Raw genomic sequence first — 22,358 nt, 5'->3', positions numbered from 1 at the left:
GCAGCCCCGCTTCCGTTCAGCGCCAGTCCCCCTTCAACGCCTGCCAGACAGAAAGGGCTGCGACAGCGGCTGTTTCTGCCCGCAGGATACGCGGGCCCAGACTGACGGCTGCGGCATCTTCCCGGCCACGTAGCCAGTCACGTTCCTCCGGTGTGAATCCGCCTTCTGGCCCGATCAGGATCGCAACCGGCGCCTCGCCGAGCCCTGCCAGCACGTCCGCGATGGGGCCTGCCCGGCCAGTCTCGCCGCCCCAGGGCGCATCTGCATCGTCGCCCCGCTCGTCACAGAAGATCAGGACCGTGCCCGCCGCCAGCGCATCCAGCGCCGCAGCAAGTGGCTGAAGGTCTTTCACCTCCGGCAGGTCCAGCCTTTCGGTCTGTTCGGCGGCCTCCAGCACAATCTTGTGGAAACGATCGAGCCGAACCGTGCGGGTCTGCGTGCGCTCCGTCAGAACCGGGCAGATTTGCGCGGCCCCGAGTTCCGTCGCCTTTTCCACGATAAAATCCGTCTCTGCCTTCTTCACCGGGGCAAACAACAGGATGGGCGCACTGGCCGGCACGTCCGGCTGGGGGCGGACCCGGGAGACCGGCTCAAGGCTGGCGCGTTTGCCCTGAACATTGCCGATCCGGACGTCCCATTCGCCATCACGGCCATTGAACACCCGCACGGGCGCCCCCGTGCCTAACCGCAGGACGCGAAGAAGGTAATTCGATTGCGCATCGTCCAGCGGAAAGGCTGCGCCTTCGGCCAGATCCTGGGTCACAAACAGTCGGGGTGTGGAACTCATGGGCGGGGTATAGGCTTATACAGGGACGAGGTTAAGTCAGGAGCACGCCATGCCAGACACACAGGTGCAGTCAATAAACCCAGCAAATGGCGAAGTGATCGAAAGCTTCACGCCGCTCAACGCGTCGGGCATCGAGTCCGCGCTGGACAAAGCCGCTGACCGGTTCCTCAGCTGGCGGAACGTGCCGCTGGCGGAGCGCGCCGAGTTGCTGAACAGCGCGGCAGACATCCTGGAGGCCAAGGCCTCCGAATATGCGCGTGACATCACACTGGAGATGGGAAAGCCGCTCGCCCAGGCTGAAGGCGAAGTGAAAAAGTGCGCGACCGCCTGCCGTCACTACGCCGAACACGGCGCCAGCTACCTGCAGGATGAGACAATCCGGACCGACGCGCACCGCGCATTTGTGCGTCACCTGCCCATGGGGCCGGTCCTCGCCGTCATGCCATGGAACTTCCCCTTCTGGCAGGTTTTCCGCTTCGCCGCGCCGGGCCTGATGGCGGGTAATGTGGGCCTGCTGAAACACGCCTCGAATGTCTGGCGGTCTGCCCTGAACATCGAAGACGTATTCCGCCGCGCCGGTTTTCCTGACGGCTGTTTCCAGACGCTGCTGATCGGCTCGTCTGATGTCGAAGGCGTGATTCGCGATAACCGGGTGAAAGCCGTGACGCTGACGGGGTCCGGCCCTGCCGGGCGCAGCGTGGCCGCGATTGCCGGAGACAGCATCAAACCGAGTCTGCTGGAACTTGGCGGTTCGGATGCCTTCATTGTCATGCCGTCCGCCGATCTGGACAAGGCCGTGAAGACAGCGGTCACCGCCCGCACCCAGAATTCCGGCCAGTCCTGTATCGCCGCCAAGCGGTTCTTCGTGCACGCTGACATCCATGCGGAATTCAGCAAACGCTTCGTGGCCGCGTTCGACGCGCTCGAAGTAGGCGATCCGATGAAAGACAGCACGGACGTCGGCCCGCTTGCCACACTGCAGATCCGCGATGAACTGGCAGATCAGGTCGACCGGTCCCTGAAGGGCGGCGCCGAAAGCCTGACGAAAGATCGGACCCTGCCCGGCAAAGGCGCCTGGATCGCGCCTCAGATCCTTGCCGAAGCGCATTCCGGCACGCCCTCGACCGATGAGGAAATGTTCGGCCCTGTCGCCAATCTCTGGAAGGTTTCCAGCCTCGACGACGCCATTGCCCGTGCGAATCGCAGCGTGTTCGGTCTTGGTTCGACCCTGTTCTCCAAGGAGGAGGCCGAAATCGACAAGGCCGTAAACGAGCTTGAAGCCGGCGCGACATTCATCAATTCCATGGTGGCCTCCGATCCACGCCTGCCCTTCGGCGGCATCAAACAATCAGGCTATGGCCGCGAACTGGCCGCCGACGGGCTTCACGCCTTCATGAACCGTAAGACCGTCTCGGTGGCGTAATCACTCCCCTGAAACGTGCAATCCGCTGTCCGTCCGGGGAATCCGCGCTATAAGCCGCGCAGATGACCGAGACCCAGATCTCTCCTGCCGACAGCGCTCTGCCGGGCTGGCTTTCCCGCCTGCCGCCGGGCATGCGCCCTTATGCCATGCTGGCACGCTGGGACAGGCCTGTGGGCATCTGGCTGCTGTACCTGCCCTGCCTGATCGGCCTCGCCTTCGAGCGGATCAAAACCGGGCTTTACCTCACCGATTTCATCTGGGCTGTCCTGTTCCTGATCGGCGCCATCGCCATGCGCGGGGCGGGCTGCACCTGGAACGACATCACAGACCGCGACTTCGATGCGAAAGTGGAGCGCACCGCGCTGCGCCCGTTGCCGGCCGGTCTGGTCAGCTTGCGGGAAGCTCATATTTTCCTGGGCATCCAGCTGGCGGTGGGCCTTCTTGTCTGGCTCTGCTTGCCGGGCGACGCCAAGATCGTTGCCTTGCTCTCCATCCCGCTGGTCGCGGCCTATCCCTTCATGAAGCGGGTCACCTGGTGGCCGCAGGCATGGTTGGGGGCCACGTTCAACTGGGGCGCCCTGGTGGGTGTCGCCGTGGCAGGCAGCGTCGGGTTTCCCGCGATCCTGCTCTATGTCGGCCTTGGCTGCTGGACGGTGGCCTATGACACGATCTACGCCCTGCAGGACCGGGAAGACGACGCCCTGATCGGCGTCAAATCCACAGCGCGTCTCTTTGGCAAGCATGCGGCGCTCTACAGTTTCGGCTTCTTCATCATCGCTGCGGCCCTCATCGCCGCCGCCTCCGGCCTTCAGGGCGCCGGCCGCATGGGCGCTGTCACGTCCCTCGCCTTCCTCGGCCATGCCACGTCACAGATCTCACGGCTGAAGCGCCATGGGGAAGACATCGCGCTGGCTGTTTTCAAGTCGAATGTCTGGACCGGCGCGCTGGTGGCCCTCGGCCTGACCCTGTCTGCCATGACACCGGAGCCCACACCCCGCACGATATTCTCCGGCCCGGAAATCGTGCCCGACGGCGCGCCGGACAAGGTGTCCCTGCCCTTCGGCCTGGAACTGCAGAAATCGGGACAAAAACCGTCTTCCCGGGAGACATGGCTGAAGACCGACATACGCCGCATTCTGGAGCGTGATGGATTTGTCTTCCCCGACGCCGCGGATAACTCACACGATCAATCTGAGCCAACCAAGCCTTAGCGCTGCAAGGCCGAATCCGGCTGACCGTTTTCAGCTGCCCACTGATCAACCGTTTCCAGGATCTGCGCGATTGTCCGGTCTTCTACATTCGATATCGGAATGTCCGGCAAGACCCCCGTCCCTGTCTCCTCACCGGAAGAACGGGTCAGCACATAAAGTGGTGCGCGAACCTGGAAACCAGTATTCGGCAGGTCGAAGTGCTGCACCTGAGCGGTCTGATTGGCCTTGCCAACCGTCTCCGCGCCCGCAATCAAGCCGATCTGATAATCCTGGACAGTCGTTGAAAAAACGATGGCTTGCGAATAAGTCGCCGGGCCGATCAGAATGATAACGTCTCCGCCGAAACGGTGGTCCAATCTGCTTTCAGGTTCAACCCATTGTGCATAGGGCATGGCCACCACGTCTCCCGGCTCGGCTCCTGGAATTTGTCCCCTGTTCGCCTCGGTGACACGGGCGCGGACAGCGGAAATCGGCGTGTAACGTTCCGAGGTGAGATAATTCAGCAGCCGATCTGATACCTCATGCGCACCGCCTCCATTGTCTCGAAGATCGACGACCAGTCGCGTGGCTTTTTCAGATGCGATTCTGGCAAAGCTCTCTTCGACAAAACTGGCGAATTCCGCATCGATGTCTTTCTCGAACGTATCGATCCGCATGATTGCCGTAGAATTGAGAAACGACAGGCTGAACGGTGTCGCCTCGGAAGCTGCGGCGACTGGCTTGATTTCGGAAACGACGCGTTCCGTGCCGTCCGCAGACTGAATCCGAACCTCCAGAGGTGAACCACCATCAAGATTCAGCATGACCAGTTCCCGGAAACGCAGCTCCAATATGCGCTGTCTCAACGCATCGGATTCCCCTCGCACAACCGGCAAAGTCCGTGCGATCATCTCTGGCACTGAAAGGCCATCTACAGCGACGATCTCCTGACGTTTTTCGTCTGCTCCGGCCAGCTGAACATAGGCGCGCCCATTTTCGATCTCCACGTCCCAAGAATCCAAATCGGAATCGATTGCGGGCAACTCCAATCCCATATGCGCGTCATTCAGGAGCGGGTTCAGCCGCGCGAACAGATACCATGCCTCCGACGTTTCCATTCCATCATGAAGACCCGCGCGAACCTGTTTGATTTGACGTTCAAATGCGTCCACGTCGACACTCTGCTCGAACGCCGGATGGGTCGAGCGCGTCCAATCCAGCCAGGCATCCAGATCGGATTCGAGTTCGACCCGGCTCCAGACGGTTTTATTCGTTTCAACATCGGCGGATGAAGCGCAAGCCGCAGGAAACAGAGCGAAGACAAGCAGAATGAGCGAAATAAGTGGAGCGAAAAGTTTGATCATTTCAGAGATCCTTAATTCGTGTAAGGATGGATACTTTCCTGAGCAAGACGAGTCCTCCTAGGACGGCTTGCACCAATTCGGCGGAGATTTGCCACGCGGGTCGGCCGGGTGCGGCAACAGCACAAACTCGGCAAACGGCGTCACGCGGGGATAGTCGTCAATTCCGGAAAAAGCAGCCTGTACATCGCCGATGGCGCTTGCCGGCAATTCCAGCACATGTTCGCCCCGGCGTGATTTTGCCTGTTGCCCGAAGGCTTGCCCGGGCTGCGCCTTCATCTCTACATGTCCGCCCAGCAGCCAGTCGACCTGATGGCTTTCTGCGAAGCGCGCCACCCGGTCGATGGAGGCCGCATACTCGCCAGCCGCGCCGCATTCGAAGAACAGCCGGCCGGGATAGATTGCATCCCCGCTGAACAGAATGTGCGTCGCGGGATCATAGACCATGACATGTGAGGGATGATGCCCCGGCGTGGGCAGGATCTCGACCGCCCGTCCGCCAAGCTCGAGGGCGCCGACGTCTTCCGGCCAATCGGAGATTCCGAAGAATGCGGCCACATCCTCAACTGAGTGCCCGACAACCACTGTATCGGGTCTGCCTGCAAAACCGTCATCGCCCCCGACATGATCGCCATGACCATGCGTGTGCATGACGACAAGCGGCAATGACGAGCGCCCGCTGTCCGCAAGGTGCTGAGCAATCAACCGATCGACCACCGGACGCAGGTCACCCTCTTCGGTGCCCGTATCGATCAACAGCGCCGAATCTTCGCCAAACAGGAGATAGAGAAACGGCGCTTCGAAACTTGTCCGTAAAGACTGTCGGATCACATATGTGTCCGCATCAATGGCCTGAACCTGAAACGCCGGCTCATCCGGATCGACACCACTGTTCCATGGTTCCGCGAACAGGGTGGACGGCGGTGCTTCGGATGGCGCGCCCGGCATTTGGCAGGCAGAGATATTTCCGAGCAAAAGCGCGGAAAAGATGGAGGCGGCAAGTCTGATCATGTCAAATCGCTTTCATGCGTGTGAGAAGGGACGACTCGTGAAGGGCATCGGCCGCACGCCGCGAAACGGCTGGCAGGTCACATCCGATTTCGGTGAATAGCGCCTCGAAAGCCTGTCCGGCTTTTTCGAGCCGTCCGGTCAGGACGGTAAACTGATCCCGTCCTTCCGGTGTCAGGCGGAGCAGTTTCCGGCGGGCATCGTCGGGATCGCTGATACGTTCAAAAATGCCGAGCTGGGTCAGAAGGTCGACACGTTGGGTCGCCAACTGATGAGGCTGCCCGAGCGCGCGGGCGATATCGGCTGTCGAAGTCGGCTCATTTTCTCCCACAAACAGGACCGTCGAGACCGTCCGGGAGGGAAACCGGATCCCTGCCGCATCCAGCATGTCATTGCCTTGCGTCACGATCACTTCCACCAGGCGTTCAAGCTGGTTGGCAACAAATGCTGCGCTCAGCCTGTGGGAATCGACAAAATTCGTCTCGCTCATCTGCGGCACACCTTTTATACAACTAATTGTACAATTAGTTGTATTTTTTTGCCTGGTCAACCCGTTGACCCCGGATCAGCCGGTCTCGCTGGTTGCGCCGGCCAGCGGCGGGGCATAGGTTCATGCCATGCCTGTTGTTATTGAAATGGTTTCCGATCTCGTCTGTCCGTGGTGCTGGCTCGGCAAGCGCCGCATCGAAACGGCCATCGCCATGGTGCCGGACGTGGAAGTAGAGCTTCTATTCCGCCCTTATGAACTCGACCCGTCCATTCCGGCGGGCGGGGTCGACTACAAGGAATACATGCGCAAAGCCTTCAGCTCGCCCGAGGCGAAAGAACGGTCCGGCGCAATGCGCCAGGCGCTGATCGATTATGGCGAGGCCGAGGATATTCCCTACCGCTTCGACGAGATCACCTGGCGCCCGAACAGCCTGGATGCGCACCGCCTCGTCCATTGGGCTCAGGGGCAGAAAAAAGGGGCCGCCGCCAAGGAGGCCCTCTTCCGCGCCTTCTTCCACGACGGACGCGATATTGGCGACCACGGCGTTCTTGTGGACATTGCCCGCCAGATCGACCTCGACCCGACCATCGTGGCTGACCTTCTGTCCACAGATGCCGATGTCGTCACCGTTCGCGCCGAAGAAAAATACTTCCGCGAAGTCGGCATCACAGGCGTGCCAACCTATATCGCCAACCGGCAGTTTGCGGCCCAGGGCGCCGAAACGCCCGAAAAACTTGCGCGATTCATCCGCCATGCGGCTGAACACCCCCCTGCTGAATCCGCATGAGCGACCTCGTCCGCACAGAGATTGATGGCCGAATTGCCATTGTCCGGTTCGACACCGGCGCACGGGCCAATGCGCTCAGCCAGAAACTGATGCAGGACCTGACAGAGGCGGCGCTCCAATTCCATGATGCGCCGGAAATCTCGACCGTCATTCTAAGTGGGCGAGACGACCAGTTTTCCATGGGCGCCGATCTGAAAGATCCAGCTGGGACAACTGCAGCCAAGTCCTCCCTCCGGGAGCGGAGGATTCATTTGCGCCGTGGCCCCCGTATGTGTGAGGCCTGGGAGAATGTTGACGCATTGACCATCTGCGCCATCGAAGGCTGGTGTGTCGGGGGTGGCGCGGCGCTGGCGACATCCTGCGACTTGCGCGTCGCCGCCGAAAACTCTGTTTTTTACGTTCCCGAAGTCGAGCGCGGCATGAACATGAGCTGGGGCTCCATTCCCCGTTTCGTGGCGCTGGTCGGCCCGGCCCGGGCCAAGCGGATCGCCGGTCTGTGCGAAAAGATCGATGCCGCCACCGCATTCAACTGGGGCCTTGCAGATCACGTCGTGCCTGCCGGCACAGCCATGCACAAGGCGCACGAAGTCGCTGCGGCGGCGGCCCGCCTGCCACCAACAGCCCTGAAAATGGTCAAGCAGGATGTGAACGTGGCAGCCCACGCCCTGGCAAAAGCCACGGCCCACCGGGACCTTGAGGCGTTCGCCCTGCTCCAGCGTTCCGACGATTTCCGGGAAGGCATAAAAGCCTTCTTCGAAGGCCGCGACCCGGAATTTACGGGCGACTGACCCCTGCCGTCAGCCAATAAAAAACGCCGCCCGGAAACGGGCGGCGTCTTCAATTCGGTTCTGGCGTCACCTTAGTGGACCAGAGCGGCCTTCAGGCTTTCGAGATAGTCGTAGTGTTCCTGCAGCGTCGAACGGGTGGAATCGTCCTTGTCGAGCGACTGGATCTTCAGGAGCGTCGCTTCCATCTCGGCCTGCACGTCGTCAACTTTCACGTCGTCGAGCATGCGGGCTTCTTCAGCCAGGATGGTCAGGCCAGCCGACGTGATGTCCGCAAAGCCGCCGCGCACAAAGATGCGCATCTTGACCGTGTCGCCTTCCAGCACGCGCACCACGCCATTGCGCAGCGTCGTCATGAAGGGTGCATGGTGCGCCAGCACGCCGAACTCACCGTCCGAACCAGGTGCGATCACATGATCGACCTCGCCGGAGAAGAGCTCTTTCGCGGGCGAAACGAGCGAGAAGTGGAGTTTATCGGCCATATATCCTGTCCGCTTACGCGTCTGCCATCATCTTGGCGGCCTTGGCTTTGGCGGCTTCGATGTCGCCGACCATGTAGAAGGCCTGTTCCGGCAGGTGGTCATAGTCGCCAGCGATCAGGCCTTTGAAGCCCTTGATCGTGTCTTCGAGTTTCACCTGAACGCCGGGCGAACCGGTGAAGACTTCAGCCACGTCGAACGGCTGCGACAGGAAGCGTTCCACTTTCCGCGCACGGGCCACGACGAGTTTGTCTTCTTCCGACAGTTCGTCCATGCCGAGGATGGCGATGATGTCCTGCAGCTCTTTGTACTTCTGCAGGATTTCCTGCACGCCGCGGGCAACACCATAATGCTCTTCGCCAACGACCAGCGGGTCGAGGATACGGCTGGTGGAGTCCAGCGGGTCCACGGCCGGGTAGATGCCTTTTTCCGAGATGGCGCGGTTCAGAACCGTCGTCGCATCAAGGTGGGCAAACGAGGTGGCAGGCGCCGGGTCGGTGAGGTCATCCGCCGGAACGTAGACGGCCTGGATCGAGGTGATCGAGCCCTTGTTCGTGGAGGTAATCCGTTCCTGCAGCTGGCCCATGTCAGTGGCCAGCGTCGGCTGGTAGCCCACAGCGGAGGGGATACGGCCGAGAAGCGCGGACACCTCGGCACCGGCCTGGGTGAAGCGGAAGATGTTGTCCACGAAGAACAGCACGTCCTTGCCTTCCTCGTCGCGGAAGTATTCAGCCTGGGTCAGACCGGTCAGGGCGACGCGGGCACGGGCGCCCGGAGGTTCGTTCATCTGACCATAGACCAGGGCCACGCGGCTCTCGCCTTCCAGGTTGATAACCTTGGATTCGATCATCTCGTGGTAGAGGTCGTTGCCTTCACGGGTCCGTTCGCCGACGCCGGCGAAGACCGAGTAGCCGCCGAACAGCTTGGCGATGTTGTTGATCAGTTCCTGAATGAGAACCGTCTTGCCCACGCCGGCACCGCCGAACAGGCCGATCTTGCCGCCTTTGGCGTACGGGCAGAGCAGGTCCACAACCTTGATACCGGTGACGAGCACTTCGGATTCGGTGGACTGGTCGATGAAATCCGGCGCCGGGGCGTGGATCGGGCGGTCCATGTCAGAGCCGATCGGGCCACGTTCGTCGATCGGCTCGCCGATGACGTTCATGATTCGGCCGAGCGTTTTCGGACCAACCGGAACGGTGATGGACTTGCCGGTGTCAGCCACCGGGCCGCCGCGCACGAGGCCCTCGGTGGAGTCCATGGCGATGGTCCGCACGGTGCTTTCACCGAGGTGCTGAGCAACTTCCAGCACCAGGCGCGTACCGTTGTTGTCGGTTTCAAGCGCGTTGAGAATTGCCGGCAGCTCGCCATCGAACTCGACGTCGACAACGGCGCCGATGACCTGGGAAATGCGGCCTTTGGCGTTTGCGGGAGTGCTCATGCGGGTCGTCTCCTTTGGAGCGGGTAGTCTCTGGGTTGTTCTCTACAGCGCTTCCGCGCCCGAAATAATCTCGATGAGTTCTTTGGTGATCTGTGCCTGGCGTGCGCGGTTGTACTGCAGTTCCAGCGAGTCGATCATTTCGCCGGCATTGCGGGTCGCGTTGTCCATGGCGGTCATCTGGCTCGCATAGAAACCAGCAGACCCTTCCAGCAGGGCCGACAGGATCTGCGTGTTGATATAACGCGGCAGAAGCGCCTCGAGGATCGCATCTTCCGACGGCTCATACCGGTAAATCGCGTTGCCCAGATCAACCGTTTCGGCATCAGCAGGGGCTGCTGCCGGGATCAGCTGCTGCGCGGTCGGAACCTGGCTCAGCACGTTCTTGAACTGCGAATAGATCAGCGTCGCGGTGTCGAACTCGCCCTCGTCGAAACGGGAGGTCAGGTTCTTGCCGATGGAAATCGCCGATTCGGAGAAGTCATTCCCCTTCACAGCAGACAGATCGACGTGACCGATGAAGAGGTCTGCATAGTCGCGCTTCAGCTGCTCGCGGCCTTTTTTGCCGACGGTCAGCACTTTCACGGTCTTTCCCTCACCCTGCAGCGCAGCAATCGTCTGACGGGCAAGTTTGGCCGTGTAGGTGTTGAAGCCACCGGCCAGACCACGCTCTGCGGTCATGACGACGACCAGATGCGTCTGGTCGCTGCCGGTGCCGGCAAGCAGTTTGGGGCCACCCGCGCCGGCTGACGCCGACAGGTTGGCGAGAACCGCAGCCATGCGTTCGGCATACGGGCGGGCAGCCGTCGCGGCGTCTTGCGCGCGCTTCAGCTTCGCCGCGGCCACCATTTGCATGGCCTTGGTGATCTTCTGCGTGGATTTCACGCTCGAGATCCGGTTTTTCAGGTCCTTCAGGCTGGGCATGTCAGGCCTTCCAGTTCGTGCTCAGTCGTCCGGGGCTCAGGCAAACTTCGAAGTGAAGTCGTCCAGGGCCTTCTTGATTTCAGCTTCGATCTCGTCGCTGAGAGCTTTCTCAGAAGCGATCTTGGCCAGCAGGTCCTTGTTCGCACCGCGGAGGTGAACCAGCAGTTCTTTCTCGTAGCGGGTGACGTCCTTCAGTTCGACCTTGTCGAGGTAACCACGCGTACCGGCGTAGATCACGCAGACCTGCTCTTCCATCAGAAGCGGCGAGTATTGCGGCTGCTTCAGCAGTTCGGTCAGGCGCGCACCGCGGTTCAGCAGGCGCTGGGTCGCAGCGTCGAGGTCGGAACCGAATTTCGCGAAGGCGGCCATCTCACGATACTGGGCGAGTTCACCCTTCATCGAGCCGGCAACCTTTTTCATCGCTTTCGTCTGGGCAGCAGAGCCCACACGCGACACCGACAGACCGACGTTCACGGCCGGGCGGATACCCTGATAGAACAAGTCCGTCTCAAGGAAGATCTGGCCGTCGGTGATCGAGATCACGTTCGTCGGAATATAGGCCGACACGTCGTTAGCCTGGGTTTCAATGATCGGCAGGGCCGTCAGCGAACCGTTGCCATTGTCATCGTTCAGCTTCGCAGCGCGCTCCAGAAGGCGCGAGTGCAGGTAGAACACGTCACCCGGATAGGCTTCGCGGCCCGGCGGGCGGCGCAGCAGCAGGGACATCTGACGATAAGCAACGGCCTGCTTGGAAAGGTCATCATAGATGATCAGGGCGTGCATGCCGTTGTCACGGAACCATTCGCCCATAGCGCAGCCGGTGAACGGTGCGAGGTATTGCAGCGGGGCCGGCTCGGATGCGGTAGCGGTCACGATGATCGTGTAGTCGAGGGCGCCGCGCTCTTCGAGCGTCTTGACGACCTGGGCCACCGTGGAACGCTTCTGGCCGATGGCGACGTAGACACAGAACAGCTTCTCGCTGTCGTCCTTGGCGGCGTCATTGGTCGCCTTCTGGTTCAGGATGGTGTCGATGCAGATCGCGGTCTTGCCGGTCTGGCGGTCACCAATGACCAGCTCGCGCTGACCGCGGCCAACCGGGATCATGCCGTCGATGGCTTTCAGGCCCGTCATCATCGGCTCGTCAACAGACTTACGCGGGATGATGCCCGGCGCTTTCACGTCCACGCGCTGGCGGGCAGCGACGTTTTCGAGGGCGCCCTTGCCGTCGATCGGGTTACCAAGCGCATCCACGACGCGGCCCAGCAGGCCTTTGCCGACCGGAGCCGACACGATTTCGTCGAGGCGCTTGACGGTGTCGCCTTCTTTAATATCGCGGTCGTCACCGAAGATCACGACGCCGACATTGTCGCTTTCCAGGTTCAGGGCCATGCCCTTGATGCCGCCGTCGAACTCGACCATTTCGCCGGCCTGAACGCTGTCCAGACCGTAGATACGGGCGATACCGTCGCCCACTGACAGAACCTGACCGACATCGGAGACTTCGGCTTCAACGCCGAAATTCTCGATCTGCGACTTCAGGATGCCCGAAATTTCTGCTGCTGAGATATCCATCGAGCGACTAAGCTCCCTTCATGGCGGTGTTCATGCGTTCCAGTTTGGCGGCAAGGCTTGCATCAACGAGCTGAGACCCGATGCGCAGCTGGATGCCGCCGATGAGCGAGGCATCAACCTCGCTGGTAAGTTCCACCTCGCCGCCAACGGCCTTGGCGAGGATTGATTCGATCCGCTGGCGCTCGGCGCCGGTCATTTCTTTCGCGGTGCGCACAACGGCGCGCTTCACGCCGCGCTGTTGTGCGTAAAGTTCATCAAAAGCCAGTTCAGCGCCGAGAACGTCGCCCGAACGGCCGTTCTGCGCCATGGTCCCGAGGAATTTGCCGAACAGGTCACCGAGGCCCGCTTTGGCCGAAACCTCGCTCAGCGCCTTCACTTTCTCCTCGCGGGAGAAAGCCGGCGAATCCAGGAGAAGCGCCAGATCGTCAGAGCCATTCACCATCTCGGCGAATGCCCGAAAATCCTTATAGACATTGGCAAGTTCGCCATTGTCCTGTGCGAGTTCGAACAGCGCGCTCGCATAACGGCGTGCTGCTTCGTTCGCATGTGTCGTCTTTGATCCAGCCAAGGGTCTCTTCGTCCATGTTCAGGTGGGCGGAATGGCCCAAAAACAGCAAACAGGGCTGCGTGCGAAATGCCCGCGCCCTTGAAAACTGTGCGCCGCTTAGCATCAGTCATCTGACCTGACAACATGGGCATGGCGCCAATGTCTGCGGCGAAATGACAATTATGACAAGGCGCCGCGAAAGCCCCGCAGTATTTGGCTTTCCGGTATGTCACAGCTTTCGGTGTCTGTCCCCGGTTCAGGGCCTGCCAAAGGCATCGCAATTGATCCGGCAGCGCGGGCCGCCGTCTCACCGATTCTCTCGTTCGGAACCGCGCCCCACCGGCACGGAAATGCGCCGCTAAAGGAAAGAATACGGGTCGATGTCCACCGACATGCGGACGGCGGCGGGGAGTTTGATCTTCCCCAGCCACGCCGACATGTAAGCCGACAGGTCCACATTGCGGGGAGATTTCACCAGGAATCGCCGCCGATGGCGTCCGCGCAGCACGGTAATCGGCGCCGGGGCCGGGCCGAACAGCTCGATTCCCTGCCCGTTCGGCGCGAGGGCTGCCACGTCCCGCGCGGCCTGATCCACCATTTCAGCAGACGGCGCAGACAGGATGACCGCCGCCAGCCGGCCGAAGGGCGGCAAGCCCAGTTCGGCCCGCACGTCCCGCTCGATCTGGAGGAAGCCGTCGCGGTCACCATCGGCCAGCGCCAGCATGGCCGGATTATCCGGCGCGTAGGTCTGCACCAGCGCGCGGCCCGGCCGTTCGGCCCGCCCTGCCCGGCCTGCCACCTGGCTCAGCAGCTGATAGGTCCGCTCGCCCGCACGCAGGTCTCCGCCCTTCATGCCGCTGTCGGCATCCACGACGCCGACGAGGGTCAGGTTCGGGAAGTTATGCCCCTTGGCCACGATCTGCGTGCCGATCAGCACGTCGATCTCGCCATTCTCCATCCGCTCGACAATGCCGCGCGTGGCGTCGCCGCCCTGCGCCGTGTCGGAGGAGAAAATCTCGATTCGCGCATGCGGCATCAGCACGCGCACCTCTTCGGCCACGCGCTCGACACCGGGGCCGACGCCCATCAGCGAATCCGCTGCGCCGCAATGCGGGCACATCTGCGGCTTCAGGATGGAATAGCCCGTGACATGGCACACAAGCCGGTTAGTGTAGCGGTGCTCGGTCAGCCAGTTCTCCGTGCCCGGCGTCTTCAGCCGCTCTCCGCACGCCTTGCAGATCACGAGCGGCGCATAGCCCCGCCGGTTCAGGAACAGCAGCGTCTGCTCGCCCGCTGCCAGCGTCGCGCGCATCTCGTGCACCAGCCGGGACGACAGCCACATGCCCTTCGCGGGCGGGTCGGCCCGCAGGTCCACCAGCTCCACGTCCGGCAGCCGCGCCGCGCCCGGCCGCGCCGACAGTTTCAACCGCGTGTAGCGGCCCATCTCGGCATTCACGACCGTCTCCAGCGCGGGCGTCGCCGAGGCCAGCACCACGACCGCCTCCTCCAGCTTGCCGCGCATCACGGACATGTCGCGGGCATGATACGTCACGCCGTCTTCCTGCTTGAAGCTGCCGTCATGCTCCTCATCCACGATGATCAGCTTCAGCTTGCGGAACGGCAGGAACAGGGCCGAGCGCGCGCCGATCACGATGCGGGCGCGGCCATGCGCCGTCTCGCGCCAGGTCCGGCGGCGCTCCTTGTCGGACAGGCCGGAATGCCACGGCGCCGGCGCGGCGCCGAACCGCGCGGTGAAACGGGACAGGATTGCCTGCGTCAGCGCGATCTCCGGCAACAGGACCAGAACCTGCGCCTCCGGATCGCCCCTCAGCGTCTCGGCGATGGCCTCGAAATAGACTTCCGTCTTGCCGGAGCCGGTGACCCCGTCGATCAGGAAAGTGTGGAATATGTCCTCACGCACCGCAGCGCACAGTTCGGTCGCCGCCTCGGCCTGCTCCGCTGTCAGCGTGGCGCCCGGCAGGTCCGGATTGACCGGCGGGAAAGGCGGGTCGGTCGGCACGTCGGTCGCACGCAGGGCGCCAGCCTCGGCTAGCCCCCGCACCACGCCGGATGACACGCCCGCCGCCTCGGCGATCTGCGCAGCCGTCATGGGATCGTCCGCGGCCGCCATCACGTCCAGCACCTTTGCGCGCGCCTCGGTCATGCGCGGCGGCGTCTCGCCCGTCGCCGTGAACACGGTCTCGGTCGCCGACGGCAACAGACCGGCCCGCGCCCTCAGCGCCATGGACAGGAGGTGGCCCGGATGGCTGACCGTGTAGCGCGCGGCGAAGGCGAGGAAATCCCGCATCGCCTTTGTCATCGGCGGCGTGGGATACACCTCCGACACAGCCTTCAGCGTGCGGCCCTCCGCCGCCTCATCCCCCAGCATTTCGACGACGATTCCCAGCCGCTGATGCTTGCCAAGCGGCGCAGCAACATAGCTGCCTTCCTCCACGTCCAGATCCTCCGGCACCGCATAGTCAAACGGCTCCGGCAGGGGCATGGGAAAGAGAATCCGGGCGACGGCCATAGGCCAAGGCTTAGCCCCTCAACCGCCTTCCGTCATCCTGCCCCCTCAGCGCGTTTCAGCCGCCGCGTACAGCGCGCTCAGTTCCTCCGCGACCAGCCGCAAAGGCGCCGCGTCGCCGCTCACCCTGCACTGCACCAGCGCGCCTTCCAGCGCCGATATGGTGAAGTGTGCGAGACGCGCGGCCCGGTCCTGCGGAATACCGGCAGCAACAGCCGACTCCTCCAAGACCCCGGCCCACGCTGCGAAGGCCGCGGCCCCTGCCTCGCGGATCGCTTCATGCTCCGGCACGGTTTCCAGCAGGGTCGTCGTGATCGGGCAGCCATCACGGTAGTCCGACGCCGCCATCCACCCGGCCAGCAGGTCCAGATAGTGCGAGACCAGCGCGCCGGGCCCGTCCGTCTTTGCGGCCAGGTCTTTCAATGTGCGCGTCACGGCCTTCCCGGCCAGCTGCACGGCCTCGACGCCGATCTCGACCTTGCCGCCCGGAAAGTAGTGATAGAGCGAGCCTTTCGGCGCCCCGCTCTCCTGCAGGATCTCGGACAGTCCGGTCCCCGCATACCCCTTCTGACGGAACAGCCGGACCGACGCGGCAAGAAGGGCATCGCGATGTTTTGCGGCGGCTGCCATGTGAGTCTCCAGAAATTATATAGACTGGTCTACATGGTTTCGATACACCTCGACCCGTTAACAGGCAATGAGGACACGGCAGATGACACAAGACATCCCCGAGGGCTTCGCCCCGCATTTCAGGAAAAGCGGTCTGACAGACCCATGGGAGCCGCTCTATTCGCGCAACACCGGCGACGCGATCCGGATCGGCCTGCGCGCCGGGCCAGCCCACGCCAATTCGCGCGGCTTTGTCCACGGCGCGCTGATCTCGGCGCTCGCCGACAATGCCATGGGGCTCAGCTGCGGCCTGTCGCTGGACGGGATTGCCGGTCTGGTCACCGTTGGCTTGTCGCTCGACTATTTGTCCACGGCCCGGCTGGACCAGTGGCTGGAAATCCGGCCGGTTGTGCTGCGTACCGGGAAAAACCTGTCTTTCTGCGCGGCCACCATTCATGCAGACGAAGCGCTCTGCGCCCGCGCCAACGCAACCTTCCGCGCGCTTCAGGCGGCGTGATCGCCCTTGCCGCCCCGCGCCCGGTCATACCGCCAGGCCATCAGGTTCGAGGCCGCGTTGAGGCAGAAATTCACCGGCACGGCCGCGCGATGGACAAAGCCCCAGCGCTTGCCCACCACGGGCACATGCGACAGGGTCGGCTTGGTCACATGGTCCACAATCCGCCAGTCCGCCAGCGACCGCCGGTAACTGATGAAGCCATCCTCCTGCATGTTCCACTTCGCCTTCAGGGCGTCATGGCTGCGCCTTTGCCAGGACCGTGACCAGCGCAGCAGAAAATAAGGCAGGTCCACCATCCGGACAGGATCATCCTCCGACGGGATCAGGAAGGTGATCACGGATGACGGTTCGAACCAGATGCTCTCTCCGGCCTCCCGCGCGCGCCAGGAAAAATCGAGGTACTCCTTTGAGACAATATCTGGATCGAACGTCCCGATACGGTCAAACAGGCTGCGGCGCACCATGAAACAATGCATCTCCACACTCTGTGTACGGCGCCGTTTCAGGTGAGGTTGAATTTCGTCCAGCGTGTTGCCCTGAAGGTAGAAATCCTCATTGAAATCCTTATGGCCGTCGCCGGCATCTTCCAGCGTCTCGGTATTGTTTTCTTCCGGGCCCATATGATGGACGATTGTGTGGATCGGGCGGCCTTCGCAGGTCAGGGGCGCGACCATGCCCGCGCCGGTTTCATCCCCGCATTTCACCAGCGCCCCCAGCCAGCCCGCCTTGTACATGATGTCGTTCTCGACAAAGGCGATGTACTCGCCCGTTGCATGTTCGATCCCGGTATTGCGGGCTTCTGCAGGCGTCAGTGGTCGGTCGACCGCGACATGCCGGAACTCGCGGCGTGCGGCCTCCTCATCGCACCAGCGCCTGACGCGCGCGGGCGCCGCACCGGTGACGACGACCAGTTCGAATGGATGGTCCGTATTGTCGTAAAGGTTTGCGATCGAGTCCCGCATCAGGCTGTAGCGGTCCCGTGTCGTGAGAACAATTGTGGCGCGTGGTGGCTCTTTTGCCTGTCCCATTGCTTGTACTCGTGTCCCGCCCCGGAGACCGGAATATAGCGAAGTCCAGTCCCGCGCTCTACGTCCTGAAAGGAGAATCGGGGGGATAATTTCGTGGCAATCCACCACAGGTGTCTGCCGCAACCCATTGTTCTCGTTGAGGGTGCGAACACGCTCCCGACAGAGATATCCTCCCCGAGAGAACCCGGCACCAAACTCTGTGCCATGACAGACCTCACCGATTTCATCATTCATGCCTACAAGACGATCGCCCGCGCCATGGCGGAAGCGGGCGTGAATGCCGATCTGTTCAAACAGCCGGAGATGATCCCGAAGACTGTGAAGCGCCGCGTCTCGGCAGAGCTGAAGCGGCTGGCCGTGCTGCTCCGCCGTCTGATCTTCCTGATGGCGCTGCAGGTGGAACTGGCGCCCGTGAAGCCGCGTCCGGGAAGCAATTATTTCGAAAAGAGTGAGGGTGAACCGGAAGCGCGCAAGGCGGTCTTTTCCGTGCTGCCTGTGCCCGCGGGCGAAGCGCCGGACTTCCTGCGCGGCCCGCTAATTGTGCCGACGCGTGGCCCCGTGCCCGCTGCGCCGCTGATCGCCCGTTGGGAAGCCATGCTGGACACGCTGAAACACGCCAAGCGCCGTTCGAAATGCCTCGCCCGCACGATCCAGCGCTGGAAGGCTGAAAGCAAGGCCAGGCCTTATCTCGCGCCCATTCCGAAAACCTACGCCATGCCCGCTGCGCTCGGCATCGTTTCCGGCGCCCTCACCGTACAGCTGACCCAAGCCCTGCGCGACTGGCCGCCCGCCGACACGAGCTAAGTTTACCGCACAATCAGGGTTTCTGCCGGTGCGCGACACGCGTGTCCGGGCAAACGTGCTGGCAGATGCTTCCCCCGCGATATGGCTTGCCAGTTTTGCCCCCCCGCCCTACCCCTGAAAGCATGGCTAAAGACCTTCCCACCGGCTACGAGCCGATGACTTCCGTTGACGCAATTACTGCGGGCCTCGAAGGCGTGGGGTATATCTCCACAAAGCAGATTTCGACGGCTGTTTTCCTTGCCCACGGCCTTCGCAAGCCGATCCTGATCGAAGGCCCGGCCGGTGTCGGCAAGACAGACCTCGCCGCCTCGCTGTCGCGCTGGCTCGACCTGCCGCTCCTGCGCCTGCAATGCTATGAAGGCCTGGATGAGGGCAAAGCGCTTTACGAATGGAAATACGGCAAGCAGCTGCTTTATACGCAGATCCTGAAAGAGAAGCTGAACGAGGTGATCGGCGATGCCGGCTCGCTGGAAAGCTCGCTTGGGAAGCTGTCCACGTTCGAAGACCTGTTCTTCTCCGAGCAATTCCTGGAATCCCGCCCCTTGCTGACGGCGATGAAACAGGAAGTCGGTTCCGTCCTGCTGATCGACGAAATCGACAAGTCTGACGAGGAATTCGAAGCCTTCCTGCTGGAAGTCCTGTCGGACTATCAGGTCACCGTGCCGGAGATCGGGACGATTTCCGCCAATGTGCCGCCGCTGGTTATTCTGACCTCGAACAATGTGCGCGAACTGGGCGACGCGCTGAAGCGCCGCTGCCTGCACTTGCATATCGGTTTCCCCGATCACGCCCGCGAGCGCCGCATTGTCCGCGCCCGCGTCGATGGCCTTGAAGAGGCGCTGCTGGACCAGATGGTCTCCTTCGTCCAGTCGGTGCGCGATGTGGACATCAAGAAGCGCCCCTCAATCGCCGAAACCGTGGACTGGGCGAAAACACTTCTGCTGCTGCATGCCACGGCACTGGACGAGACCTTTGTGCGCGATACGCTGAATGTGCTGCTGAAGCATGAGAGCGACATTGCCGTGATCGGTCCGGAAGTCCCGAAAATGCTGCGCGAAGCCGTTGCACAAAAACCCGGCAGCCGCACGGCGTCCGGCTATCCTGATCTCGGATGACGAAGGGGGACTGACGGGTCCATGGAACGCCCGCTCACCAACTTCATCCGTGCCCTGCGCTCTTCGGAAGTGCGGGTCTCCACCGGCGAGGCCCTGGATGCCGCCCACACGCTGAAGCTGATCGGCTATGCGGACCGCAGCATGCTGAAGGATTCCCTCGCCTGCGTGCTGGCAAAATCACCGGAAGAGAAACTGACGTTCGACGAACTGTTTGAACTCTACTTCTCAAGACAGGAAACCTCCGCCCAGTCCGAACAGGACGATGCGGATGCGTCCGATACATCCGAATCGCAAGCCGATGCATCCGACCTCGTCGACCTGATGGAGTCCGGAGACGAAAGCGCCATTTCCCTCGCTCTTGAAAAAGCGGCCGAGGCAGCCGGAACCGACGATATCCGCTTCTCCACCCAGGTCGCGTATTACGCCCAGCAGATGGTGAAGAAAATGGGCGGCGAAGCCCTGCAGGCGCGCCTGCTTGAAGCCCTGCAGCAAGGTGGTCAGGACGGCGACGCAGAAGCCCAGCGCCTGATTGATGTCCGCCGGGATGTCACAATGAAAGCCCGGGAACGCGCCGAAAAAGCCTTCCAGGTCTTCGGCGCCGGAGAGACGCAACAATTCCGCGACGACTATGCCGCTGAGAAAAAGCTCTCCGCGATTGACCGCAGCGACATGGAGCGCATGAAGCGCCTGATCGCGAAGATCGCCAAGCGGCTCGCGGTCAAGCATTCACGCCGCAAGCGCCGCCGCAATCGCGGCCAGCTGGATGTCCGCCGCACAATGCGCGCCAATGCCGGTTTCGATGGTGTTCCCTTCAATGTGATCTGGCGCCAGAAGCGGAAGGACAAGCCGAAGATTGTCGTGGTCTGCGACGTGTCCGGTTCGGTCGCGCAATATGTGCGCTTCCTGCTCCTGCTGCTCTGGTCGATGAAGGATGTCGTGCCGGACATGCACGCCTTCGCCTTCTCGTTCCGTCTCGGCTCGGTGGATGAGGTTCTGGAGCAGAACGATTTCGAAACGGCTATGACGAAGATCCTGCGGGAATACGGCATGGGCTCGACCAGTTATGGCCAGGCCTGGTCTGACCTGAAGATCAACCATGAACAAATCATCGACCGGCGCACAACATTGCTCGTCCTGGGCGATGCCCGTTCGAACTATGGCGACCCGCGGATGGACCTGTTCCGCGAATTTGCCGCCCGCGCCAAGCGGGTGATCTGGCTGAACCCGGAAGGTCCGGGCCTCTGGGGCACTGGCGACAGCGTGATCCCCCGCTACGCTCCCTTCTGCGCCCAGGTCACGCATGTCTCGACCCTGAAGGACCTGGAACGCGCGGTCGACGAAATTCTCAGCGCCTATAACTGATCAGCAGAATCAAAAAAAAGCCCCGGCGCATTGGCCGGGGCTTTTCCAAATTCGTTTCAGACGCAGATCAGGTCCGCTGACCTCGGCACGACGGCGCTTCGTTGAAGGCCTTTTCGGCGGCGTCGAGACGCTCGTTCACGGTCTTGCAGTTGTCCGTCATCTGATCTTCGCCCAGCACTGACAGGCGCTTACAGATCTTGGCCTCGTTGGTGACGTTCAGCAGGGCCGACTGATACTGGAAGCAGTCGAGTGCCGAGGCTGTCGCCTCTTCGGAATCCATGAAGCCCAGCCAGCTGCGGCCTGCCCGGTTGCCAGCCTTGCGGAAGGCTTCACGCGCGCCGGAACGGTCATCACGTTCATAGCGGGACTGGCCAATCTGGACCCACGCGGTGCCCGGATCTTTCACGCCGCCCATGCTGAGTGCTTTTTGAAGGGCGTTTTCGGCATTTTCCCACTGCTGAAGGTCAGCATAGGAGCGGCCAAGACGCTCATACATGGCACCGCCGCCGCCTGCTTCTGCAGCCGCCTGAATTACCGGAATGGCTTTCTCGTGCTCTCGTGCGACCTGATAGAGGTTCGCCAGAAGTTCGAGATGGTCGAGATTGCGGGAAATACGGCCAGCGTTCATTTCCTTCTCGAGGATCTTGGCGCCCTGATAAGGCACGTTGAACCGGTTGTAGAAGTTCACGATGCGCATGATCTCGTCTTCGGTCTTCAGCATACCGGCGAGATACATCGCCTTCTGGACCTCAAACGCACGACGCTCCTCGTTACTGGCGAAGTAGTTGCCCGCAATCGCGTCCCAATACTTACGTTCAGTCGGGTTGTGCGCGACCACTTCTTCCAGAATGCTGGCGAGCTTGGCCTTATCGTCAGCCTGGTTGTAGAGGAAGATCAACAGATCATAGAGCTGCTGGTCGTATTTGGAACCGTCTTCGGCCTTGACCAGTTCAGCCCACTTGATGGCTTCCTTGAAATTGTCGACCCGCTGGTAGAGAACCGCGAGCTGCCATTTCTGAGTCCGGTCCGGCTTGCCACCAGCCTGCCGCCACTTGTTCATGTATTCGAGGGACTTATTGATGTCCTCTTCCTGCAGGTAGATCTGGGCGATATTGTAATAGGTCTGCGCCCGGTCCTTGTCAGCGATATATCCCTTGTCCAGGGCGGACAGGAGATCGCGTACAGCGGCCTTGCGGTCACCCTTCTGGATGTTGATATACGCAGACAGCTTCAGGACGGCGCCTTCTTCATAACAATTCAGCCCCATCGATTTGAGCTGGTTCATCTTGTTGGCAGCTGTAACGTAGTCGTTGTTCGTCATCGCCGCCTGTTCGGCGTCCAGATAAAGCTGGCCCGTTTTCGACGAAAACTCTGTTTCTTCGCAAGCCTGAGCAAGTGCCGAACCGGCGCCAACTGACACCATGATGCCGGCAATGACGGCGCCTTTGAGAACAGATCTGATACCCATAATTCCTCTCCTGACCGCTGGCTTAGCGGAGTTGTACCCAATCAACCGGAATTGCCCGGCAGGATCAAGGACTTCAGCGCGGCTTCTGAGGCTTTTTATCTGCGCCAAATGACCCGTTTCCAGCTTGGTCGTGACTT

The 22,358-nt window shown here is 61.7% G+C and carries 21 protein-coding genes; 8 read left to right on the top strand and 13 right to left on the bottom strand.

What is annotated here, in order from left to right:
• Positions 1-16: 16 nt before the first annotated feature.
• Entirely contained in the window at positions 17-787 is a 771-nt protein-coding gene (locus HAD_RS11645; RefSeq protein WP_035571179.1) for a 16S rRNA (uracil(1498)-N(3))-methyltransferase, read from the bottom strand.
• Between the two features lie 49 nt (positions 788-836).
• Between HAD_RS11645 and HAD_RS11640 the strand changes: the two genes are divergently transcribed.
• The gene (locus HAD_RS11640; RefSeq protein ID WP_035571177.1) at positions 837-2,210 is read left to right on the top strand and encodes an NAD-dependent succinate-semialdehyde dehydrogenase; all 1,374 of its coding nucleotides are present in this window, start codon (positions 837-839) and stop codon (positions 2,208-2,210) included.
• Positions 2,211-2,272: 62 nt separating this feature from the next.
• Positions 2,273-3,421 carry a 4-hydroxybenzoate octaprenyltransferase gene (gene ubiA / locus HAD_RS11635; RefSeq protein ID WP_084331907.1) on the top strand — a complete coding sequence of 383 codons (1,149 nt, stop codon included), beginning with the start codon at positions 2,273-2,275 and terminating at the stop codon, positions 3,419-3,421.
• Here ubiA and HAD_RS11630 read toward each other — a convergent pair.
• From HAD_RS11630 to HAD_RS11620, 3 genes are read right to left on the bottom strand one after another with little or no spacing between them, the layout of a single operon-like run.
• Positions 3,418-4,764 carry a S41 family peptidase gene (locus HAD_RS11630; protein ID WP_035571176.1) on the bottom strand — a complete coding sequence of 449 codons (1,347 nt, stop codon included), beginning with the start codon at positions 4,762-4,764 and terminating at the stop codon, positions 3,418-3,420. The two genes, ubiA and HAD_RS11630, sit on opposite strands and share 4 nt — an antisense overlap.
• 57 nt (positions 4,765-4,821) lie before the next feature.
• Positions 4,822-5,772, bottom strand: a complete 951-nt coding sequence (locus HAD_RS11625) for an MBL fold metallo-hydrolase (protein ID WP_051596177.1) — start codon at positions 5,770-5,772, stop codon at positions 4,822-4,824.
• A gap of 1 nt (position 5,773) precedes the next feature.
• Entirely contained in the window at positions 5,774-6,259 is a 486-nt protein-coding gene (locus HAD_RS11620) for a MarR family winged helix-turn-helix transcriptional regulator (RefSeq protein WP_035571175.1), read from the bottom strand.
• A gap of 127 nt (positions 6,260-6,386) precedes the next feature.
• Between HAD_RS11620 and HAD_RS11615 the strand changes: the two genes are divergently transcribed.
• Positions 6,387-7,046 (top strand): DsbA family oxidoreductase, encoded by a 660-nt coding sequence (locus tag HAD_RS11615; RefSeq protein WP_035571174.1) that lies wholly within the window; start codon positions 6,387-6,389, stop codon positions 7,044-7,046.
• Complete coding sequence (locus HAD_RS11610; RefSeq protein ID WP_035571172.1) at positions 7,043-7,834, top strand: enoyl-CoA hydratase/isomerase family protein; 792 nt, start codon at positions 7,043-7,045, stop codon at positions 7,832-7,834. Before HAD_RS11615 ends, HAD_RS11610 begins: the two co-directional genes overlap by 4 nt.
• A 71-nt stretch (positions 7,835-7,905) precedes the next feature.
• On the opposite strand, the gene HAD_RS11605 is transcribed toward HAD_RS11610, so the two are convergent.
• From HAD_RS11605 to HAD_RS11575, 7 genes are all read right to left on the bottom strand, one after another.
• Entirely contained in the window at positions 7,906-8,313 is a 408-nt protein-coding gene (locus HAD_RS11605) for a F0F1 ATP synthase subunit epsilon (RefSeq protein ID WP_035571171.1), read from the bottom strand.
• Positions 8,314-8,326: 13 nt separating this feature from the next.
• Positions 8,327-9,751, bottom strand: a complete 1,425-nt coding sequence (atpD, locus tag HAD_RS11600) for a F0F1 ATP synthase subunit beta (RefSeq protein ID WP_035571169.1) — start codon at positions 9,749-9,751, stop codon at positions 8,327-8,329.
• A gap of 42 nt (positions 9,752-9,793) precedes the next feature.
• Positions 9,794-10,672 (bottom strand): F0F1 ATP synthase subunit gamma, encoded by an 879-nt coding sequence (locus HAD_RS11595; RefSeq protein WP_035571168.1) that lies wholly within the window; start codon positions 10,670-10,672, stop codon positions 9,794-9,796.
• 36 nt (positions 10,673-10,708) lie between these two features.
• Entirely contained in the window at positions 10,709-12,244 is a 1,536-nt protein-coding gene (atpA, locus tag HAD_RS11590; protein ID WP_035571167.1) for a F0F1 ATP synthase subunit alpha, read from the bottom strand.
• Positions 12,245-12,251: 7 nt separating this feature from the next.
• The gene (gene atpH / locus HAD_RS11585) at positions 12,252-12,812 is read right to left on the bottom strand and encodes an ATP synthase F1 subunit delta (RefSeq protein ID WP_035571165.1); all 561 of its coding nucleotides are present in this window, start codon (positions 12,810-12,812) and stop codon (positions 12,252-12,254) included.
• Between the two features lie 337 nt (positions 12,813-13,149).
• On the bottom strand, positions 13,150-15,321 hold the full coding sequence (locus HAD_RS11580) for a primosomal protein N' (protein ID WP_035571164.1): 2,172 nt from the start codon (positions 15,319-15,321) through the stop codon (positions 13,150-13,152).
• 45 nt (positions 15,322-15,366) lie between these two features.
• Positions 15,367-15,948, bottom strand: a complete 582-nt coding sequence (locus HAD_RS11575) for a TetR/AcrR family transcriptional regulator (protein WP_035571162.1) — start codon at positions 15,946-15,948, stop codon at positions 15,367-15,369.
• Between the two features lie 82 nt (positions 15,949-16,030).
• Here HAD_RS11575 and HAD_RS11570 point away from each other — a divergent pair, with 82 nt between their 5' ends.
• Positions 16,031-16,444 (top strand): PaaI family thioesterase, encoded by a 414-nt coding sequence (locus HAD_RS11570; protein ID WP_035571161.1) that lies wholly within the window; start codon positions 16,031-16,033, stop codon positions 16,442-16,444.
• Here the strand turns inward: HAD_RS11570 and HAD_RS11565 are convergent.
• A complete protein-coding gene (locus tag HAD_RS11565; protein WP_051596176.1) occupies positions 16,432-17,472 on the bottom strand; it encodes a glycosyltransferase family 2 protein in 1,041 nt (346 codons plus the stop codon). The genes HAD_RS11570 and HAD_RS11565 overlap by 13 nt on opposite strands.
• A gap of 204 nt (positions 17,473-17,676) precedes the next feature.
• Between HAD_RS11565 and HAD_RS11560 the strand changes: the two genes are divergently transcribed.
• From HAD_RS11560 to HAD_RS11550, 3 genes are all read left to right on the top strand, one after another.
• Positions 17,677-18,276, top strand: coding sequence for a hypothetical protein (locus HAD_RS11560; protein WP_035571160.1), 600 nt, complete (start codon positions 17,677-17,679; stop codon positions 18,274-18,276).
• Between the two features lie 122 nt (positions 18,277-18,398).
• Entirely contained in the window at positions 18,399-19,391 is a 993-nt protein-coding gene (locus tag HAD_RS11555) for an AAA family ATPase (protein WP_035571159.1), read from the top strand.
• A gap of 21 nt (positions 19,392-19,412) precedes the next feature.
• On the top strand, positions 19,413-20,753 hold the full coding sequence (locus HAD_RS11550) for a vWA domain-containing protein (protein WP_035571158.1): 1,341 nt from the start codon (positions 19,413-19,415) through the stop codon (positions 20,751-20,753).
• Positions 20,754-20,820: 67 nt separating this feature from the next.
• Here the strand turns inward: HAD_RS11550 and HAD_RS11545 are convergent, their stop codons facing one another.
• A complete protein-coding gene (locus tag HAD_RS11545) occupies positions 20,821-22,221 on the bottom strand; it encodes a tetratricopeptide repeat protein (protein WP_035571157.1) in 1,401 nt (466 codons plus the stop codon).
• Positions 22,222-22,358 lie beyond the last annotated feature (137 nt).

Origin of the sequence: Hyphomonas adhaerens MHS-3, from assembly GCF_000685235.1 — a bacterium.
Taxonomy (GTDB): Bacteria; Pseudomonadota; Alphaproteobacteria; order Caulobacterales; family Hyphomonadaceae; genus Hyphomonas; species Hyphomonas adhaerens.
Note: the sequence above shows the minus strand (reverse complement) of the source record. Positions and strands in the feature narration are given on the sequence as shown.

Coding starts and splice junctions, on each gene's coding strand:
- HAD_RS11645 (WP_035571179.1), bottom strand. CDS start 787: ATGAGTTCCACACCCCGACTGTTTGTGACCCAGGATCTGGCCGAAGGC.
- HAD_RS11640 (WP_035571177.1), top strand. CDS start 837: ATGCCAGACACACAGGTGCAGTCAATAAACCCAGCAAATGGCGAAGTG.
- ubiA (WP_084331907.1), top strand. CDS start 2,273: ATGACCGAGACCCAGATCTCTCCTGCCGACAGCGCTCTGCCGGGCTGG.
- HAD_RS11630 (WP_035571176.1), bottom strand. CDS start 4,764: ATGATCAAACTTTTCGCTCCACTTATTTCGCTCATTCTGCTTGTCTTC.
- HAD_RS11625 (WP_051596177.1), bottom strand. CDS start 5,772: ATGATCAGACTTGCCGCCTCCATCTTTTCCGCGCTTTTGCTCGGAAAT.
- HAD_RS11620 (WP_035571175.1), bottom strand. CDS start 6,259: ATGAGCGAGACGAATTTTGTCGATTCCCACAGGCTGAGCGCAGCATTT.
- HAD_RS11615 (WP_035571174.1), top strand. CDS start 6,387: ATGCCTGTTGTTATTGAAATGGTTTCCGATCTCGTCTGTCCGTGGTGC.
- HAD_RS11610 (WP_035571172.1), top strand. CDS start 7,043: ATGAGCGACCTCGTCCGCACAGAGATTGATGGCCGAATTGCCATTGTC.
- HAD_RS11605 (WP_035571171.1), bottom strand. CDS start 8,313: ATGGCCGATAAACTCCACTTCTCGCTCGTTTCGCCCGCGAAAGAGCTC.
- atpD (WP_035571169.1), bottom strand. CDS start 9,751: ATGAGCACTCCCGCAAACGCCAAAGGCCGCATTTCCCAGGTCATCGGC.
- HAD_RS11595 (WP_035571168.1), bottom strand. CDS start 10,672: ATGCCCAGCCTGAAGGACCTGAAAAACCGGATCTCGAGCGTGAAATCC.
- atpA (WP_035571167.1), bottom strand. CDS start 12,244: ATGGATATCTCAGCAGCAGAAATTTCGGGCATCCTGAAGTCGCAGATC.
- HAD_RS11580 (WP_035571164.1), bottom strand. CDS start 15,321: ATGGCCGTCGCCCGGATTCTCTTTCCCATGCCCCTGCCGGAGCCGTTT.
- HAD_RS11575 (WP_035571162.1), bottom strand. CDS start 15,948: ATGGCAGCCGCCGCAAAACATCGCGATGCCCTTCTTGCCGCGTCGGTC.
- HAD_RS11570 (WP_035571161.1), top strand. CDS start 16,031: ATGACACAAGACATCCCCGAGGGCTTCGCCCCGCATTTCAGGAAAAGC.
- HAD_RS11565 (WP_051596176.1), bottom strand. CDS start 17,472: ATGGGACAGGCAAAAGAGCCACCACGCGCCACAATTGTTCTCACGACA.
- HAD_RS11560 (WP_035571160.1), top strand. CDS start 17,677: ATGACAGACCTCACCGATTTCATCATTCATGCCTACAAGACGATCGCC.
- HAD_RS11555 (WP_035571159.1), top strand. CDS start 18,399: ATGGCTAAAGACCTTCCCACCGGCTACGAGCCGATGACTTCCGTTGAC.
- HAD_RS11550 (WP_035571158.1), top strand. CDS start 19,413: ATGGAACGCCCGCTCACCAACTTCATCCGTGCCCTGCGCTCTTCGGAA.
- HAD_RS11545 (WP_035571157.1), bottom strand. CDS start 22,221: ATGGGTATCAGATCTGTTCTCAAAGGCGCCGTCATTGCCGGCATCATG.